Source organism: Microbispora sp. H10836, assembly GCF_012999525.1.
Lineage (GTDB): Bacteria > Actinomycetota > Actinomycetes > Streptosporangiales > Streptosporangiaceae > Microbispora.
In genome coordinates, this window is the sequence record NZ_JABBWU010000001.1 from 62,476 (window position 1) to 79,622 (window position 17,147).

The window sequence follows — 17,147 nt, forward strand, 5'->3', positions numbered from 1 at the left end:
CTCTTTCTCCCAGCCTTTTCCGCCATGGGAGAGACGTGCCCGCTCGTGCCCCGCACAGCGGACATCCCCCTCCATTTCTCTCATCACCCCCCAGTTCCCACGGTGTCCGCCGCCCGGGCTCGTCTCCCGGCCGCGCGACCGCCGGTGCCCGCCCACAAGGCGGGACGCCGCGTGGGAGGCAGAGAAAGGAAGACGCCCATGAGGCGCACAGCACTGCTCGCGGCGACCGCCGCACTGGCCGTGACCGGCGTCGTGGCACCCCCCACAGCCGCCGCCGCGAAGCCCCCGCCCGGCAGCGAGGTCGCGGTGAGGTCCCTCGCCGACGATCCGGCACAGCGGGCCGCGGCCGCGGCCGACCAGGCCGTCGCGAGCGGCCTGGACGACCTGCGCGTGTCCCCCAACGAGACCTATCGGCGCACCGCCGTGACGGCGGGTGCCGGCATGTACTACGTCACCTACGAGCGCGCGTACAAGGGCCTGCCCATCGTGGGCGGCGACGCGGTCGTGGTCACCGACGCCAATGGGCGGGTGCGCGACTCCGAGGCGGCCTCCGGTGCCCTCCCCCTGGGCGTGCCGACCTCGCCGGCGGTCACCGCCGAGACCGCCACCGCGACGGCGAAGACCGTGCTGTCCCGCGTCGACGACAGCGCCGCCCCGCGCCTGGTGGTCCTGGCGTGGGGCGCCCAGCCCCGCCTGGCGTGGGAGGCGGTGGTCTCCGGCATCGCCGACGGCAAGCCGAGCATCCAGCACGTCTTCGTCGACGCGACGACCGGTGAGATCGCCGACTCCTACGACCAGGTGAGGGCCGGCACCGGCAACGGCTACTACTACGGCACGGTCACCATCAACACCAGCGGCTCCGGCACGTCGTACTCGATGACCGACTCCACCCGCAGCGGCATCCGGTGCGGCGGGCAGAACGGCTCGGCCTACACCGGCACCGACGACTCCTGGGGCAACGGCGGCGGGACCAACCTGGAGACGGCCTGCGTGGACGCGCTCTACGCCGTGCAGCGCGAGTGGGACATGCTGCGCGACTGGCTCGGCCGCAACGGCATCAACGGCAACGGCGGCGGCTTCCCCGCCCGGGTTGGCCTGAACCAGGTCAACGCGTACTGGAACGGCAGCTACACCAACTTCGGCCACTCCCAGGACAACGCCCGCCAGGCCACGCCGATCGACGTCGTGGCGCACGAGTTCGGCCACGCCATCTTCCAGACGACCCCGGGGAACGCCGGCTCGGGCAACGAGAACGGCGGCCTGAACGAGGCCACCGGCGACATCTTCGGCGCGCTCACCGAGGCGTACGCCAACAACCCGAACGACCCGCCGGACTACCAGGTGGGCGAGGAGGTCAACCTCGTCGGTGACGGGCCGATCCGCTACATGTACAACCCGTCCCTCGCCGGCGACCCCAACTGCTACTCGAGCTCGATTCCGAGCACCGAGGTGCACTCCGCGGCCGGTCCGCTGAACCACTGGTTCTACCTGCTCGCCGAGGGCTCGTCGCCGGGCGGCGGCAAGCCGAACAGCCCGATCTGCTCCGGCGGCCCCTCCTCGGTGACCGGCATCGGCATCCAGAAGGCCGGCAAGATCTACATGGGCGCGCTGATGCGCAAGACCTCGACCTGGAAGTACGTCAACGTCAGGACCGCGTCGCTGGCGGCGGCGGTCGAGCTGTACGGCGCGAGCAGCGCCGAGTGCGCGGCCACCAAGGCGGCGTGGAGCGCGGCCGGCGTGCCGGCGCAGTCGGGCGAGGCGAGCTGCAGCTCATCGAGCAGCGACTTCTCGCTGTCGCTCAGTCCCACCGCGGGCACGGTGACGCCGGGCGGTTCCGCCACCACCACCGTCGCGACGGCCACGACCTCGGGTAGCGCGCAGACGGTGAGCCTCAGCGCCTCCGGGCTTCCCTCCGGCGCCACCGCGAGCTTCAGCCCGTCGTCGGTGAGCTCGGGCGGCTCCTCCACCCTGACCATCGCCACCAGCGCGTCGACACCCGCGGGCACCTACACCGTCACCGTCACCGGCAGCGGATCGTCGGGCGGCCACACCGCGGCGTACACGCTGACCGTGTCGGGCACCTCCGGCACGCGCACGTTCACCAACGGCACCGACTACACGATCAACGACCTGAGCACGATCAACAGCCCGATCACCTCGACCGCCACGGGCACGGCGGTCTCCCCGGTGCAGCTGAGCATCACGATCTCGCACACCTGCGCCGGTGACCTGCGGATCAGGCTCCAGGGCCCGAACGGCACCTACTACACGGTCAAGTCCAGCGGCGGGAGCTGCGCCTCCTTCGGCACCCGCACCTACTCCGTCCCGGTCACCCAGACGGCGGCGGGCACCTGGACCCTGGAGGTCCGTGACCAGTACACCTACGACACCGGCTACCTCGACTCCTGGAGCATCACGCTCTGAGTGACGGCGGCGCGGCCCCCGGGACCACGCGGTCCCGGGGGTTTCCGCGTCCAGGGCAGGTCAGGAGGGCGGCGCGATCTGGGTCCGCGACCGTACGCCGAGCTTGCGCAGCACGGTGGCGACGTGGGTCTCGACCGTGCGCGTGGACAGGAAGAGCACGTCGGCGATCTCGCGGTTGGTCCGGCCGAGCGCGACGAGCCGGGCCACCTCCCGCTCCCGCTGCGACAGCGCGCCGGCGCCCCGCCGCCCGCCGCGCGGCAGCGGGACGTCCACCCCGATGTCGCGCAGGGCTCGCCGGCACCGGGCGGCGTCGTGGGTGGCGCCGAGCCGGCCGTACCACTGGGCGGCCTCCCGGAAACCCGCCGCCGCGGCTACGTCCCCCAGCGCGAGCCCGGCCCGCGCCTCGCCCTCGGCCACCCGCGCCGCCGCGTACGGCTGGGGCAGCGCGGCGTACGCCTCACGGGCCCGGGCGAAGCAGGCGGCGGCGTCGGCGTGCCGCAGTTCGGCGGCGGCGAGCACGCCCCGGGCGGCGTCGAGCGCGGCGTGCGCCGCGGGCGCCACCCGGTCCGCGATCCCGGCGGCGTACTCGTCCACCAGATCGGCCGCCATCCCCGTCCGCCCGGCCCGGGCGAACGCGGCGACGGCGGACGGGACCAGGCTCGCCCCCCACACCCACACGCCCTTGCGGCGCAGCCGGGCGACCGCCCGCCCGGCCTCCGCGACCGCCTCGTCCGCCGTCCCGCGGGCGAGATGCAGGTCGACGAGCCCCCCGGCGGCTGCCGTCACGACCGGGACGTTGCGGGCGTCCGGGGCGTCCAGCCCGGCGCGGTGGAGCTGCCTGACCGCCTCCTCCCATTCGCCCCTCGCCAGGGCCAGCAATCCGAGCACCAGCCAGAGGTCCACCGCGATCAGCGGCGTCTCCGTGGCCGACTCCCCCAGGGACGCCGCCCGGTCACGGAGCCCGTCCCACCGTCCGGTGAGCCACTCCCTGCGGATCACGGAGGCGTCGAGGAGGAAGGCGGGATACTGCGCGCCGGTCTCCAGGGCGAGCCGCCGGCCTTCCCGGGCGAACCGCTCGGCCGCCGCGTAGAGCCCCACGGTGGTCGCCGAGTCGTGGAGGTTGCAGTACGCCCGGGCGACCTCCCGCCGGACGGCCGAACGCGGATCGGCGGCCGGAAGCCGGGCGGCGACGTCGAACGCGCCGGGAGAACCGGTCGTCATCTCGAAGGAGGCCCGGTTGGCCAGGACCGCGGCCGACAGCTCCGGGTTGTCGGCGGTGGCGACGAGCGCCTCGGCGCGGGCCATCCACTCCGCGTGCTCCGCCAGCGACTCGGTGCCCCATTCCGGCATCGCGATGCTGGCCCAGCCGCGGGCGGCAAGCGTCGGCCGGTCACTCAGCTCGGCCAGGGCGGCCAGGATCTCCGGACGCCCCGCGGCGGCGTCGCCCGCCTGGTTGGACAGGACGACGCCAAGGTTGAGCCGCACCTCGCCGCGCACGTCCCGGGAGAGGAAGTCGCCCCGCAGCACCTGGCGCAGCAGCCGCACCACCCGCTGGTGCGACAGGCCCGTCGCCGCCAGGCGGCTCAGCATCAGCACCAGCGGGCCGCGGCCGGTGGCCGGGAGATCGGGATCGTCGAGCATGCCCTCGATCACCTCGACGGCCAGGGCGGTGTCGCCCAGCGCGGCGGCCTGCTTGGCGGCGGCGGTCCCGTGGCGCACCCAGGCGCCGGTGTCCCCGGCCCGCCGGGCGTGGAAGGCCAGCTGCACGAGCGGCGGCGCGTCCGTGGCGGCGAGCGCGGCCATGGCCCTGACGTGCGCCGACCGGCGTTCCGGACCAGGGACGGCGTCGTAGACGGCCTGCTGGGCCAGCGCGTGGCGGAAGCCGTACCGGCCGCCGGGGTGCTCGTGCAGGACCCCGGCGCGCAGCGCCTCGGCCAAGCCGGCGGAGCCCGGCCCGAGGGTGCCCAGGCCGGCAGAGCCCGGCCCAAGAGTGCTCAGCCCGGCGGAGCCCGGCCCAAGAGTGCTCAGCCCGGCGGAGTTTCCGGCGACCGCGGTGATCATCTCCTCGTCCGCGGGCAGCCGTAGCACCGCCGCCGCCCGGACCGCGCTCGCCGCCGCAGGGGACAGCCCCGCCATCCGCTCGGCCATCGCCTCGCGCAGCAGCAGCGGGACGCCGGCGCGGTCGACGGCACGGTCGAGCGAGTCAGGATCGCCGGCGCCGGGCAGACCGGCGGGCAGCGATCGGACCAGCTCCTCCACCACGAACGGGATGCCCGCCGTACGCTCGTGCAGCCGCGCGACGAACCCGGGAGCCAGGTCTGACCGCTCCAGCAGCGCGCCGGCCAGGCTGGCCACACCCGGCACGTCCAGCGGCGCCAGCCGTACGACCACGTTGGCCGTGTCCGGCTGGTGCCGGTAGGCCCTGCCGAGCGGCGGCCCGGCCGTGCCGTCCCGCCTGCAGGTCGCGACCACCGCCAGCCCCCGCGGCGGCTGACCGGCCAGGAAGCGCAGCAGGTCGAGCGTGCCGTCGTCGGCCCAGTGCAGGTCCTCGACGACGAGTACGGCCGGTCCGACGGCCGCCAGCAGGGCGCGTATCGCGCGGAACACCCGGTGGCGCTCGGCCCTCGGGTCGTCCAGGGGCTGGGGCGGCGGCGGCAGCGCGCCGGCCAGCTCGGGGAGGTGGCCGCGGAGCGCACCGGTGACCGGGTTGAGCCGGTGCGCCGCCGGGAGCCGTCCCCTGATGTCCCGCAGCGCCTCGAAGACCGGCCCGTACGGGAACGGCTCGCGGATCTGGTGGCAGTAGCCGAGCAGGACGGCCCGGTCGCCGGACGGCAGCCGGTCGAGCGCGGCGCGGACGAGCCGGGTCTTGCCGATGCCCGCCTCGCCCTCCACCAGCACGACCGCAGGCGGCCGGGTCACCGCGTCGATGAGGGTCCGCAGCTCAGCGGCGCGTCCGACCAGCGGGGGCGAGGGCACGATGCTCATCCACGGCTCCAACCTACGGATTGCGGGCCCCCGGGTCAGTTATCCCCGTCCCCTGACCCGTGGTCAAGCCTCCTGCGTAACGGCCGTGTTGCATATCGGAGCCGCTTCCCATGGCCGCCCCCGGAAAGGACGGCCGGCGCGAGGAAGGTCACCCCGGGTACCACACGAGAGACCGCTCATCTTCCGTCCCCCTCCCGATATCGCTTCTCGGATGGGTTGACCGCAGCGAGATATCAGGAGTGACCAAAACCGCATCGGTTGACATATCCGCGTGATTTCAACCGCCGCATCAGGAGGCATTTCGGCACGTGGGACCACTTGATCGTCACGGCGCATATCGTCTCGGACGGATCTCGTGAAATGCCGTACGGATCGGCGTCGTCGATTCACTATACAAGCCGGAATCCGCCGGGTGATGCTACAGCCTCGCAACATTCATCGAGGTGCATCCCCGCGCTTGGTACAACGGATTACAGGGCGAGTGGATAGTTCTGGGGTCCATTCTGGACCCAGAGTTTGCCGTCTAGCGCAGGCCGGCCAGGGTGATGGCGGAAGGGACTCCCGGTCGCCCCCATATGGGCGCCGTGATCCGGCCGGCGTGACGAGGGCACAGATTTTCCCAAGTGCGTCCGAGCACCGGTCGCGCCTCGTCCAGGTCATGCCCGAGGCTCCTGTCAGGAGCGGCGCGGCCGGGCGGCGGCGTCGAGGGCGGCGGCCTCCTCGGGGGTGGGCGCCGTGCCGCCGAGGTGGGCGGGCTGCCACCACACGCCCCGCGCCTGGTCGGGGTAGGTCCGCTGGGCCTCGTCGAGCAGGTCCGCCATCCGCCGGCGCAGGTCGTCGGTGAGCGCGGCGATGTCGTCGTCCGGCATCGGGTGCATGGGCTCGCCGACCAGGATCGTGATCGGGACGTGCCGCTGGAGCAGCTTGCGGGGGCGGCCCTTGGTCCACAGCCGCTGGCCGCCCCACAGGGCGACCGGGATCACGGGCACCCCGGCCTCGGCCGCCATCCGGATCGGGCCGTTCTTGATCTCCTTGACCGTGAACGACCTGCTGATCGTCGCCTCGGCGAAGTTGCCCACGATCTCGCCGTCCTTGAGGGCCCGTACGGCGACGTCGTAGGCTCCCGCCCCGGCCGACCGGTCCACCGGGATGTGGTGCATGCCGCGCATCAGCGGGCCCGACACGGGGTGGTCGAAGACCTCCTTCTTCGCCATGAAGCGGACCAGCCGCCGCGCGGGGTGGGCGGCGAAACCGGCGAAGATGAAGTCGAGGTAGCTGACGTGGTTGCTCACCAGGACCGCGCCGCCGCTGCGGGGTATCCGCTCCGTGCCCTCCATGTGGAACCTCAGGTCGAGCAGTTTGAAGGCGGTCAGCGCGGTCCTCAGGACCGGCGGGTACACGATCTCAGCCATACTGAAAACCGTAACCTACTCGCCCGTAACTTCCGGCCCCGCCCCGGGTCATCTCATCGCACGGGCCGGGCGCAGCGCCGCAACCATCGGGCGGACAGCAGCGGATCGGCCGATCCGGCGGCAGCGAGCGCGAGCTGGGCCGCCGGGCCCAGGAAACCCAGCCACAGGCCGGGGGTGACAACCGAAGAGCTCTCGGACGACCACACCGTGACGCCGTCCTGAGAGTGGTGCAGAGGCCGGAGGCTGTCGGCGACCTGGGCGACGCGGCGGCGTGCGCGTGCGCGGTGCCCCGGCAGGGCCTGGAGCATCCGCCACGTCTCCAGCACGCCCGACAGCCCGTGGCACATGGTCGGGCCGTCCAGGAGCGGCGTGGCACGGTCGAACGCCGCGACCGCCGCTTCCCGGACCCCGTCGTCCCCCGCGTTCGCCTGCAGTAGGCACCAGAGGAAACCCGCCATTCCGTGGCACCAGTGCTGGGCCCGGCGGCTCTCCCCGGTCGTCGTGGACAGGATGTTGGTCCCGTCGCCGGTCAGCCCGTGGGTCGCGACGCCGCGGAAGGCGTCCTCGGCGAGCGCCACCGCGGTCGCGTCGCCGGTGGAGCCGCCCCAGATCCCGAGGGCCATCGCCACACCCGCCGTCCCGTGGGCGGCCCCGAGGAACACGTTGCCGGACGGTTCGAGGTCCGGGTCGGACGGCCACACCACGAGGCCGTCGATGTGCCGGGCGGCTTCGACGATCCTTCCGGCCTGCCGTCCGGCCAGGTCGCGCGCCCACGTGGCGTCCAGGACCGCGTCGAGCAGGCAGCCCGCCCACACGATCCCCGCCGCCCCGGAGAACAGGTCGTAGTCGGGAACGCGGCTGGCCGCCGCGTGTTCGAAGCGCCGCCGCGCCCCGGCGACCAGGTCCGCCCGCCCCAGCCGTCCGCCTGCCACGGCCAGTGCCACCGCCACCCCGCTGTCGCCGGTGAAAAGGCCGTGCGCGGGGGACGGCGGACGCTCGGCGAGCCACGTGGCCGCGCCCGCGATGTCGTGGGTGAACCGCCGGGTCCCCAGGGCGGTGTCCAGCGTCGCCAGCGCGACGACGATGCCGGCCGCGCCCAGGTTCAGCCCTTCGTCTCCGTCCCCGGGCAGGTCGTGGGCGTTATGCCGGCAGTGGGGCCTGAACCGGCGGGCCGCCGTCCCGGCGCTCATCGCCGCGCCGCGTGCCCAGCGCACGTCGAGCTCGCCCCGGTACGCCGAGGGGCCGGCCGCGCGCTCGGCCCGCATGGCGGGCAGCGCCGCCCTCAGCCGCTCGGCCACCTGCGCGGCGGCCGGCCGCCGTCCTGGATCGGGATGATGACACTCTCGCACGATGGCGGCGGCCGTCGGCTGCCCGTGCCGCAGGAGCAGACCGGTCTGGCGGCCCGCGTTGCCTCGCTCCGGCAGTTCGCCTGGGCAGCACCCCAGGACGGCGTGGGCCAGGCAGGAGCCGAGCCCGTAGACGTCGTACGCCGGTTCCACCGCCGCGAAGGGCCCTTCCGGGGGCGTGTGCCCGTCGGTGAGGCACGGCACGGGGTGCCGCGTCCCGATCGGCGCCGCCAGTTCGAAGTCGACCAGGCGCAGGCCGTCCGGCCCGACCCGCACGTTGGGAAGTTTCAGATCCCGGTGCACGATGCCCCGGGCGTGCAACCGGGCGACGGCCGCGGCGAGTTCCGGCATGAGGTCGAGACGTTCCTCCACGGGAAGGCGTTCCAGCCGGCCCCCTCCCGCGTCCGAGACGACGAGATATCCGGCCGAGGCGTCGTGTGCCAGCGGCTCGGGGGCGAGACCGGAACCGCTCAGATGCTCCAGCACCCGTCTCTCAGGCTCCAGCCTGGTCACCACGTCCTCGCCGAACTCGTCGCCCTCGACCCCGCGCCGCCGGTGCCGGATGACCACGAGCCGCTGATCGGCGGGCCGCACGCCCAGGGCCACGAATCCGCGGGCGTCCTCCCCCAGCAGCTTCAGCGGAAGGTAGGTGGCACCGTCGATCTCGATCGGGCCGTCGAACCCGGGGTTCACGGGGCGATCCGCCGGCCGCACGGGCGGCACAGCCCACTCCGGCTGGCGGCCCCGGATGTCGCGCACGTCCGGGCGCAGGCTTCCGTCCGGTGCGCGGAGGGCAGGACGGCGGACACCGGTGGAGTCGACCACCTCTCCCACGGGGGTGAACTCTCCGTACCGGATGAACAGGGCCTCGCTGACCGGCCCGACCGGCAGGTCGGACGGTACGGCGGGCGCCTGGCCGGGGCGCCACACCGCGTCGAGGCGGTCGACCAGGGCGGCCAGCGCGGCATCGGAGGAGGGATAGACCGTGACGATCTTCCCCACCTGGGAGCGGCCGGCGAGCCCTGCGTTGATCCGGAGGATCGACCGCACGTCGTCCGGCAGCTTGACGGCGGCACCTGCCTCCACCAGCGCGGGAAGCACGACGTCCAGCAGGTCGAGGGCGTCCGCCGCCGAAGCGGAGACATGGAGCTTCCACCCCTGGGCCGGCAACTCCCCGGGAGGCTCGCACACCCGCCAGGAGACCGGGCCGTCCCGGTGAACGCCGGTCGACCACTCCTGCGGCAGGCCGGCGACGAACGCCTCGAGAGCCAGCGCATACCGAGCGTGGAACCGCTCGGCAGACGATGACCTTTCCATCAGCGACCTCTCGCCGCGCGTTTCGTCAGTCCGGACAGCGGCGATACGTGCACGGCCTCTTGGTCACGCTGCCGCCCCTGTCGTCGAACGGCTCCTCCTGGAGGTCCCGGCCGAGGCCATGCTCCGACAGGACCCCCATGGGGTCCGTCGCGAAACGGGCACGGAGCGCGTGGTCCCGCTCCAGCGAGACGCTGATCCGCGACCAGAGGTCACGCACCGAGGTCTCGTCGGCGATCGGCGCGGCCTGGCCGGCGCGCATGACGAAGGTCTGCTCTGCCCTCGAAGACATTTCGGCTACCTTTCTCTCTGCTCGGCCCGCCCTCGTCGTCCCCGGCCCGGCGGGGAGATCTCGTGCGGACGGCGTTCACCACGCGGCTCACGCGGTCCGCAGGCGGCCGGATGTGCCGCCGGTCAGGGTGCGATCCCCCGGCGGCTCCGGGCCGACGGCGGATCCTCGGCGCGGGCGCGCCCGCTCCGGCGGGACGCGGTCGCGGGCCGACTCCGAAGCCGCGAGGCAGGAGGTCGAGCCGCGATCGGGAACTCGCCCGCCGGGGCCTTTCCCGGCGATGTGGTCAGCCCCCGTCGCGAGGGCGTCGGGACGGCCCGGGGTCAATATGATCCCTTTCGTCCGCTTTGGGCGTCGTACCCGAGTCAGCCTGGGCACATACGTCACCGGCGCCTGTTTGGTGAGAACTGACCACTGCCTGACCAGCAGGCGAACGCGCCCCGGCCGCCGTGACGATCGCACTACCGAGGACCACCGGAACCCGGGAGGCGCCTCGTCCTACAGCTCCCGGGACCGTCCGGAGCGCCCGGCGGTCACTTGGGTGAGCCCGCCGTGACGCCGGTGCCGATCAGTGGCCGCGGAACGCCTCCTCCAGCCACCACGACGGGCGGTCGGCGGTGACCTTCGCGTGGACGAGCAGGGGTTTGTCGCGCGGCCCCTTCAGCCATTCGGCAACGCCGGACAGGTCCTCCTCCCCCCGTACGGTCACCGCCTCGAAGCCGAAGCCCCGGGCGATCGCCGCGATGTCGGCCGGCGGGAAGGTGACCGTGCCGAGCGGGAACCCGCCGGGGCCGAAGTGGTGGACCTCCGCGCCGTACCCGTCGTCGTCGTAGACCACGACCACCATGGGCAGGCCGAGCCGTACGACCGTCTCCAGCTCGGCGACGCCCATCAGGGCCCCGCCGTCGCCGAGCGCGGCGACCGCCAGCCGGTCGGGCCGCGCGACGGCCGCGCCGATCGCGGTGGCCAGGCCCAGCCCGATCGACTGGAACGCCTGGGTGAAGCAGAACGCGCCGCCGTCCGGGACCGTGAGGAACATCGACGGATATCCCATGAAGTTCCCGGAGTCCACGGCGACCAGCCGCTCCTGCGGGAGCAGGTCGTCGAGCCCGATGGTCAGCGTGCGGGGGTCGATGCGTCCCCCGGCGCTCAGGTCCTCGTACGGCACGTCCCGCCAGCGCCCCTCACGGGCGATGCGCTCGGCGATCTCCGGGGCGCGGTATCCACGCGTTCCCGCCTCGCCGTCGGCCCCGCCGTCGCCGAGTAGGGCGGCGACCGCCCGCGCGGTCTCGCGTACGTCGCCGACCACCCCGAGGTCGATCTCGCGGTGCACGCCGAGCGCGTCGGGGTCGAGGTCCACCTGGACCACCCTGGTCTCCGGCCCGATCAGCGCGCCGTGCCGGGTGGTCCACATGGTGAACGAGCAGCCCCAGCCGACGACGAGGTCGGCATCGCGGATCAGCTCGGCCGCGAGCGGGGTGGCGAACCCGCCGCTCACGTCGAGGTCCCAGGGACTGCCGTGGAAGTTGCCCTTGGCGACGGCCGATGTGGCGAACAGCGCCCCCACCCGCTCGCCGAGCGCCTCCAGTTCCCGTCGCGCGCCCCGGGCTCCCCGGCCGGCCACGAAGACCGGGCGCTCCGCCTCCGCCAGCAGCCGCGCGAACCGCGTCAACGCGTCGGACGGCTCCGCCGGAAGCCCCTCCGGCTCCTCGTCGTCCCCGGAATCGACGGGGAACGTCAGCCCCCACGCCGCCGGCACGCGGCTCGCCACGTCGCGGTGCCCGCGTCCGGCCAGCAGTTCGCGCACGGCCTCGGCCGCCTCCTCCGGCAGCGTCTCGGCCTGCACGTCCAGAGGCAGGTTGAGCACCACGGTCCGGCGCCCGAGCAGGGCGGCGAGGAAGGCCATCACGGTGTCGTCCACGACCGTCTCCGCCGACCCGACCCGGGCGCAGTGCGCGCCCACGGCCTCGGCGAGCGCGGTCTGGTCGACGCGGAAGTTGGAGGTGGGCGAGGTCACCTCCGGGGCGAGCACCAGCAGCGGGGTGCGGCTCTTGGCCGCCTCGGTGACGCCGGTCAGCGCGTTGGTCAGGCCGGGTCCCTGGTGGACGGTGAGCACGGCGACCGTGCCGCTCATCCGGGCGTAGGCGTCGGCCATCGTGGCGGCCCCGCCCTCGTGCCGCGCCGCGACGTATCGCACGCCGTGCTCGACGAGGGCGTTGGTGACGTGGAAGTTGCCGCTGCCGACGACGCCGAAGGCCGCCCGTACGCCGAGGGCGGCGAGGGCCGCGCCGACGGCCTCCGCGACGTTCACCGCTCCACCAGCGCGAGCACGCGGACCGGGCTGCCCGAGCCGCCGACGATCGGCAGCGGCCCCGCGACGACCACGGCGCCCGTCACCGGCAGCCGGTCGAGGTTGCGCAACTGAGTCAGGCCGTACTTCCCCGCGCCGAGCAGGTACGAGTGGCACGGGAACGCGGGGTCGAAGGAGTGGGCGGCGCCCGCGTCGGTGCCCACGGTCTCCACGCCGATGCCCGCGATCGGCGTCTCCTCGGCCAGGAAGCGGGCGCAGGTGGGCGACATGCCGGGCGTGTGCGGCCCCGTCTCGTCGGCGTTGAGGAACTCCGCCTGGTCGTGGGCGCGCACGTCCCAGCCGGTGCGGTACAGCAGCCAGCCGCCGTCCGGCAGCGGCCCGTGCTCGGCCTCCCACGCCTTCACGTGGTCGATCTCCAGCAGGAAGTCGGGGTCGGCGGCCGACTGCGCGCTGAAGTCGAGCACCACGGCGGGGGCGATCAGCTTGGCGGGGGCCACCTGCGACACGTCCTCGCCGTCGCGACCGGTCACCCAGTGGACGGGCGCGTCGAAGTGCGTGCCGGTGTGCTCGCCCGTGGTGAAGTTGTTCCAGTACCAGCCCGGGCCGCGGTCGTCGTACCGGCTGATCTCCTGCAGCGAGAACGGCACCGTCTGCCCGAACGGCTCCGGCAGCAACAGGATCGGTGTCTTGTCGCTCAGCGGCGCGGTGAGGTCGAGCACCTCGATCCCCCCGCTCCGGATGCCGTCCACCAAATCCCGCAACACCGACACTGCGCCTCCCAACAGTCAGGACACCCCTGCGATACTCCTACACCTCCGCCCCCGAACGCCATATCCCCGGGGGCATGCAACGCCCGCACCCGCCCGCGCGATGAACCGTACAGGGGACCTGATCATCGATTCACGTGGGAGGACGCGGATGGCGCGGGCTGCCGATCGGACCCGCACGACGGCCGGGGCGTGGCTCGGTCATCCCGCGACGCTCGCCGCGATCGCCGTGCTCCTCGTCAACGACCACCTGCTCAAGCGCCTGTGGCCGGGCGTGGTCACCGGCAAGCTGAGCGATGTCGCGGGCATGCTGGTCGCCCCGCCGCTACTCGCGCTCGCCGCGGCCCTCGCCGTCCGGCGCCTCGGCGCCGCTCAGGGCAGCGCCTCGCGGAGCGGTGCCGGCGCGCCGGGAGAGGCGGACAGGCGGGCCGCCCTGGCCGCGATCCTGCTGACCGCCGTGGTCTTCACGGTCGTGAAGACCACGGCGGCGGGGGCCCGGGCGGCCGCGGACGTCTGGGGGCTGTTCATCCCCTCCGCCCGCGTCGTCGCGGACCCCTCCGACCTGCTCGCTCTTCCCGCCCTCGGCCTCGCCTGGCTGGTCCGGCTGCGCGCCGTGGCGACCGTCGCCCGTGTCCGGCGTGCCGTACGCCGGGCCCGGCTGCTGGTCGCCCTGCCCGCGGCCGTCCTCGCGGTCACGGCCACGAGCGCGGCCGACCCCGGGCCGTCCGCGCTGCACGTGGAGGCCCACGACGCCGTCATCGTCGTGTATCTGAACCCCTCCAGCCGTGGCACAGGGCTGGCCACGAGCGACCAGGGCCGCACGTGGCACCGCTGGGACACCTCCGCGACGGGGACGCCGCGGACCGTCGCCTGCGTCCCGGACCGGCCGTCGCGCTGTTACCGCGTCGTTCCGCACCGGCTCGCGGTCGAGCAGTCCGACAACGCGGGCGCCACCTGGTCGCCGGCCTGGGCGGTCTCGCCGGGCCGGCAGCTCTTCCTCGACCGCCGCCACCACGACGATTACCTGTACGGCGGCATCGACCCCGCCGCGTCCGTGGCCGTGGCGGTGCTGCCCGTGCCCGCGGGGCACCTCGTCGCCGTGGCGAACGGCAGCGAGGGCGTGGCGCTGCGCGACGCCGCCGGACGATGGCACCGGCTCGGTTTCGACGGGCGGGACGGCCTGTCCGAGCAGACGGCCGCGCTCGTGTCCGACCCCGGGGAGAACATCCAGGCGGAGACCGGGACGGCCGTCCTCGCCGCGCTCACGGTGCTGCTGGCCGCCCTGGCGTCCGCCGGATTGTGGCGGCGGTCGCCTGTCGGGTTCGCCGTCCTCGGGCTCCTCGTCTGGGCCGGCGTCTACCTCATGGTGAAGGGTCCTCCCGGCATCTTCGGGTTGCCCTACGCCGCCTTCGGGTTCCTCCTCGCGGCGAGCGCCGCCGCCGGGCTGGCCGGCATGGGCGTACACGCCGGCCTGCGGGGGCTGAGCGTGATCGTCGCCGCACCGCTGACCTTCGCGGCGATCTACCTGCCCTTCCTGGGCTGGAGCGCGGGGTGGCCCGACGACTACGGCACGGCCGTGGTGCTGGCGATCGCCTTGTGCCTGCTCGCCCTCGCCGCCGGCGCGCACTTCGCCGTGCGGGCCAGGGGCGGTTACCGGCGGATGCTGGGAGGGCTCCGCGCCCGTGCGCGCTGATCCGGGCCGGCCGCTCGCCCGGGCCGCCTCCGGGGTGTCCGGCCGCCGCGGGCGCTTGCGGCTTCGTGAGGAAAGGGCAAGCTGGAGAGCACGACAACGGCAGTAGGGACCGCATCGTGAAGAAACTCATCAACGGCGCCGACTCCATCGTCACCGACGCGCTGCGCGGCATCGCCGCGGCGCACCCCTCGCTCCGCGTGGACCTCGAGAACAGGGTCGTCTTCCGCGCGGGCGCCCCCACGCCGGGCAAGGTCGGCCTGGTCTCCGGCGGCGGATCGGGGCACGAACCGCTGCACGGCGGGTTCGTCGGGTACGGCATGCTCGACGCGGCCTGCCCCGGCGAGGTCTTCACCTCCCCCGTCCCCGACCAGATCATCGAGGCCACCAAGGGCGTCGACGGCGGCGCGGGCGTGCTGCACATCGTGAAGAACTACACCGGCGACGTGCTGAACTTCGAGATGGCCGCCGAACTCGGCGGCGACGAGGGCGTCGAGGTGGCGACCGTGCTCGTCGACGACGACGTGGCCGTGCAGGACTCGCTGTTCACGGCCGGCCGCCGGGGCACCGGGGCCACGCTGTTCGTGGAGAAGATCGCCGGAGCGCTGGCCGAGACCGGCGCGCCCCTCGCCGAGGTGGCGCGGGCCGCCCGGGAGGTCAACGAGCGCAGCCGCTCCTTCGGGGTGGCGCTGACCGCCTGCACGGTCCCTGCCGCGGGCAAGCCCACCTTCGAGCTGAGCGACGCGGAGATCGAGCTCGGCATCGGCATCCACGGCGAGCCCGGCCGCGCCCGGGCCCCGATGCGGGAGGCCCGCGAGATCGTCCGTACGGCCATGGACGCGATCCACGCCGACCTCCCGCTGTCCGGGGAGACGCTCGTCATGGTCAACGGCATGGGCGGGACCCCGCTCATCGAGCTGTACATCGTCTTCGCCGAGGTGGAGGCGTACCTCCGGGAGAAGGGCGCGACGGCCGTGCGCAGCCTCGTCGGCAACTACGTGACCAGCCTCGACATGCAGGGCTTCTCGGTGACGACGTGCTCGCTCACCGGCGAGCTCACCCGGCTCTGGGACGCGCCCGTGGAGACGCCGGCACTGCGCTGGGGTCGCTGACCGCCATCGGAACCTCTGGAGTCCACTCGTGAACACCGAGTTCTTCGCCGCGTGGATCGACGAGATCGCCGCCGTCGTGCGGGCGCGGCGCGACCACCTCACCCAGCTCGACGCCGCGATCGGCGACGCCGACCACGGCGCCAACCTCGACCGCGGGTTCACCGCCGCGAGGGAGGCGCTGGCCGGCGCCTCCCCGCGGACCCCGGGCGCGCTCCTCGTCCTCGTCGGCACCACGCTCATCCGCAAGGTCGGCGGGGCGTCCGGCCCTCTGTACGGCACGGCCTTCCGTGAGATGGGCAAGGCGTTCGGCGAGGCCGCCGAGGTCTCGCCGGCCGAGCTGAGCACCGCGCTGGACGCGGCCCTGGCCGGCGTCCGGCGCCTCGGAGCCGCCGCCGAGGGCGACAAGACCATGGTCGACGCCCTCGCCCCGGCCGCCAAGGCACTGGCCCAGGCCGTACGGGACGGGCTGAAGGCGGAGGAGGCCCTGGAGGCGGCGGCCGCCGCGGCCGAGGAGGGGGCCGGGGCGACGGTCCCGTTGCAGGCACGCAAGGGGCGGGCCAGCTACCTGGGGCCGCGCAGCGTCGGGCACGAGGATCCGGGCGCGGCCTCGACGGCTCTCCTGTTCGGCGCACTCAGGGCCGCCGCCTCCCGATGACGGGAGGTGGCGAACACGTATCAGGGATGGCGAATGGTCGGCATCGTACTCATCTCGCACAGCAGCGGCCTCGCCGAGGAGGTGGCCGCGCTGGCCAGGCAGATCGGCGGCGCGCAGGTGCCGCTGGCGGCGGCGGGCGGCACCGAGGACGGCGGCCTCGGCACCAGTCCCGACCGGGTTACCGCCGCCATCGAGGAGGTGAACCGGGGGGAGGGCGTCGTGCTGATCCCCGATCTCGGCAGCTCGGTGCTCACCGCCCGGCTGCTGGAGTCCCCGGGGGACGTCGTGCTCGCCGACGTGCCGTTCGTGGAGGGCGCCATCTCCGCGGTCGTCGCGGCGGGCGGCGGGGCCTCGCTGGCCGGTGTGCTGGCGGCGGCGGAGGAGGCGTGGCAGGTCCGCAAGCTCTGAGCCCGCAAGCTCTGAGCCCGCAGGCTCTGGGGCGCCCGACCAGAAGCCCACGACCAGAAGCCCACGACCAGGAGCCAACGGCTCGGGCCCGCGGCCCGCTCGCGGCGGCCGGAGGGCCGCCGCCGGGTGACCCGGGCCCCTTCACGGTGGACGGCACGCTCTGGCGCGTCTCGGGAGACCGCACGTGAGGGCCGGGTTCAACGGCTCCGCGTGCGCCGGGTGCGGGGCACGCCGGCGAGCTGGTCGTGCCGGATCTCCTCCAGGTAGTCCCGCATGAGGTCGCGCGCGCGGGTGAACCAGTCGGACAGCACGGCGATCCCGCGGGCGTGTAGTCGGCGAACAGGTCGTTCGATCGCCGGTAGAACGGCTCGTAGACGGCCGCCGCGGTGGTGACCGCGGCCTCGTCGGCGACGGAGAAGCCGCTCTCCGCTGCG

The 17,147-nt window shown here is 74.0% G+C and carries 11 protein-coding genes; 5 read left to right on the forward strand and 6 right to left on the reverse strand.

Annotated features, from left to right (window positions below; all coding sequences use genetic code 11):
- Positions 1 to 198: 198 nt before the first annotated feature.
- Positions 199 to 2,424 carry a M4 family metallopeptidase gene (locus HHX30_RS00290; protein WP_169978160.1) on the forward strand — a complete coding sequence of 742 codons (2,226 nt, stop codon included), beginning with the start codon at positions 199 to 201 and terminating at the stop codon, positions 2,422 to 2,424.
- 60 nt (positions 2,425 to 2,484) lie between these two features.
- Here the strand turns inward: HHX30_RS00290 and HHX30_RS00295 are convergent, their stop codons facing one another.
- The 6 genes from HHX30_RS00295 to HHX30_RS00320 all read right to left on the reverse strand — a co-directional run bounded on the left by HHX30_RS00295 (position 2,485) and on the right by HHX30_RS00320 (position 12,851).
- Positions 2,485 to 5,409, reverse strand: coding sequence for a LuxR family transcriptional regulator (locus tag HHX30_RS00295; RefSeq protein WP_169978162.1), 2,925 nt, complete (start codon positions 5,407 to 5,409; stop codon positions 2,485 to 2,487).
- Positions 5,410 to 6,083: 674 nt separating this feature from the next.
- Complete coding sequence (locus tag HHX30_RS00300; protein ID WP_169978164.1) at positions 6,084 to 6,821, reverse strand: 1-acyl-sn-glycerol-3-phosphate acyltransferase; 738 nt, start codon at positions 6,819 to 6,821, stop codon at positions 6,084 to 6,086.
- A 53-nt stretch (positions 6,822 to 6,874) separates the two neighbouring features.
- Complete coding sequence (locus HHX30_RS00305; protein ID WP_169978166.1) at positions 6,875 to 9,484, reverse strand: lanthionine synthetase LanC family protein; 2,610 nt, start codon at positions 9,482 to 9,484, stop codon at positions 6,875 to 6,877.
- Between the two features lie 25 nt (positions 9,485 to 9,509).
- Complete coding sequence (locus tag HHX30_RS00310) at positions 9,510 to 9,773, reverse strand: hypothetical protein (RefSeq protein ID WP_169978168.1); 264 nt, start codon at positions 9,771 to 9,773, stop codon at positions 9,510 to 9,512.
- A 565-nt stretch (positions 9,774 to 10,338) separates the two neighbouring features.
- Entirely contained in the window at positions 10,339 to 12,081 is a 1,743-nt protein-coding gene (locus HHX30_RS43090; protein ID WP_169978170.1) for a thiamine pyrophosphate-binding protein, read from the reverse strand.
- Positions 12,078 to 12,851 carry a cyclase family protein gene (locus HHX30_RS00320; RefSeq protein ID WP_169978171.1) on the reverse strand — a complete coding sequence of 258 codons (774 nt, stop codon included), beginning with the start codon at positions 12,849 to 12,851 and terminating at the stop codon, positions 12,078 to 12,080. The genes HHX30_RS43090 and HHX30_RS00320 overlap by 4 nt, the downstream gene beginning before the upstream one ends.
- 148 nt (positions 12,852 to 12,999) lie before the next feature.
- Here HHX30_RS00320 and HHX30_RS00325 point away from each other — a divergent pair, with 148 nt between their 5' ends.
- The 4 genes from HHX30_RS00325 to dhaM all read left to right on the forward strand — a co-directional run bounded on the left by HHX30_RS00325 (position 13,000) and on the right by dhaM (position 16,713).
- A complete protein-coding gene (locus HHX30_RS00325) occupies positions 13,000 to 14,541 on the forward strand; it encodes a hypothetical protein (protein WP_169978173.1) in 1,542 nt (513 codons plus the stop codon).
- A gap of 116 nt (positions 14,542 to 14,657) precedes the next feature.
- The gene (gene dhaK, locus HHX30_RS00330; protein ID WP_169978176.1) at positions 14,658 to 15,650 is read left to right on the forward strand and encodes a dihydroxyacetone kinase subunit DhaK; all 993 of its coding nucleotides are present in this window, start codon (positions 14,658 to 14,660) and stop codon (positions 15,648 to 15,650) included.
- A gap of 28 nt (positions 15,651 to 15,678) precedes the next feature.
- Positions 15,679 to 16,305, forward strand: coding sequence for a dihydroxyacetone kinase subunit DhaL (gene dhaL / locus HHX30_RS00335; RefSeq protein WP_169978178.1), 627 nt, complete (start codon positions 15,679 to 15,681; stop codon positions 16,303 to 16,305).
- Between the two features lie 33 nt (positions 16,306 to 16,338).
- Positions 16,339 to 16,713: a dihydroxyacetone kinase phosphoryl donor subunit DhaM gene (gene dhaM, locus HHX30_RS00340; protein WP_169978180.1), complete on the forward strand. Its 375-nt coding sequence runs from the start codon at positions 16,339 to 16,341 to the stop codon at positions 16,711 to 16,713.
- Positions 16,714 to 17,147 lie beyond the last annotated feature (434 nt).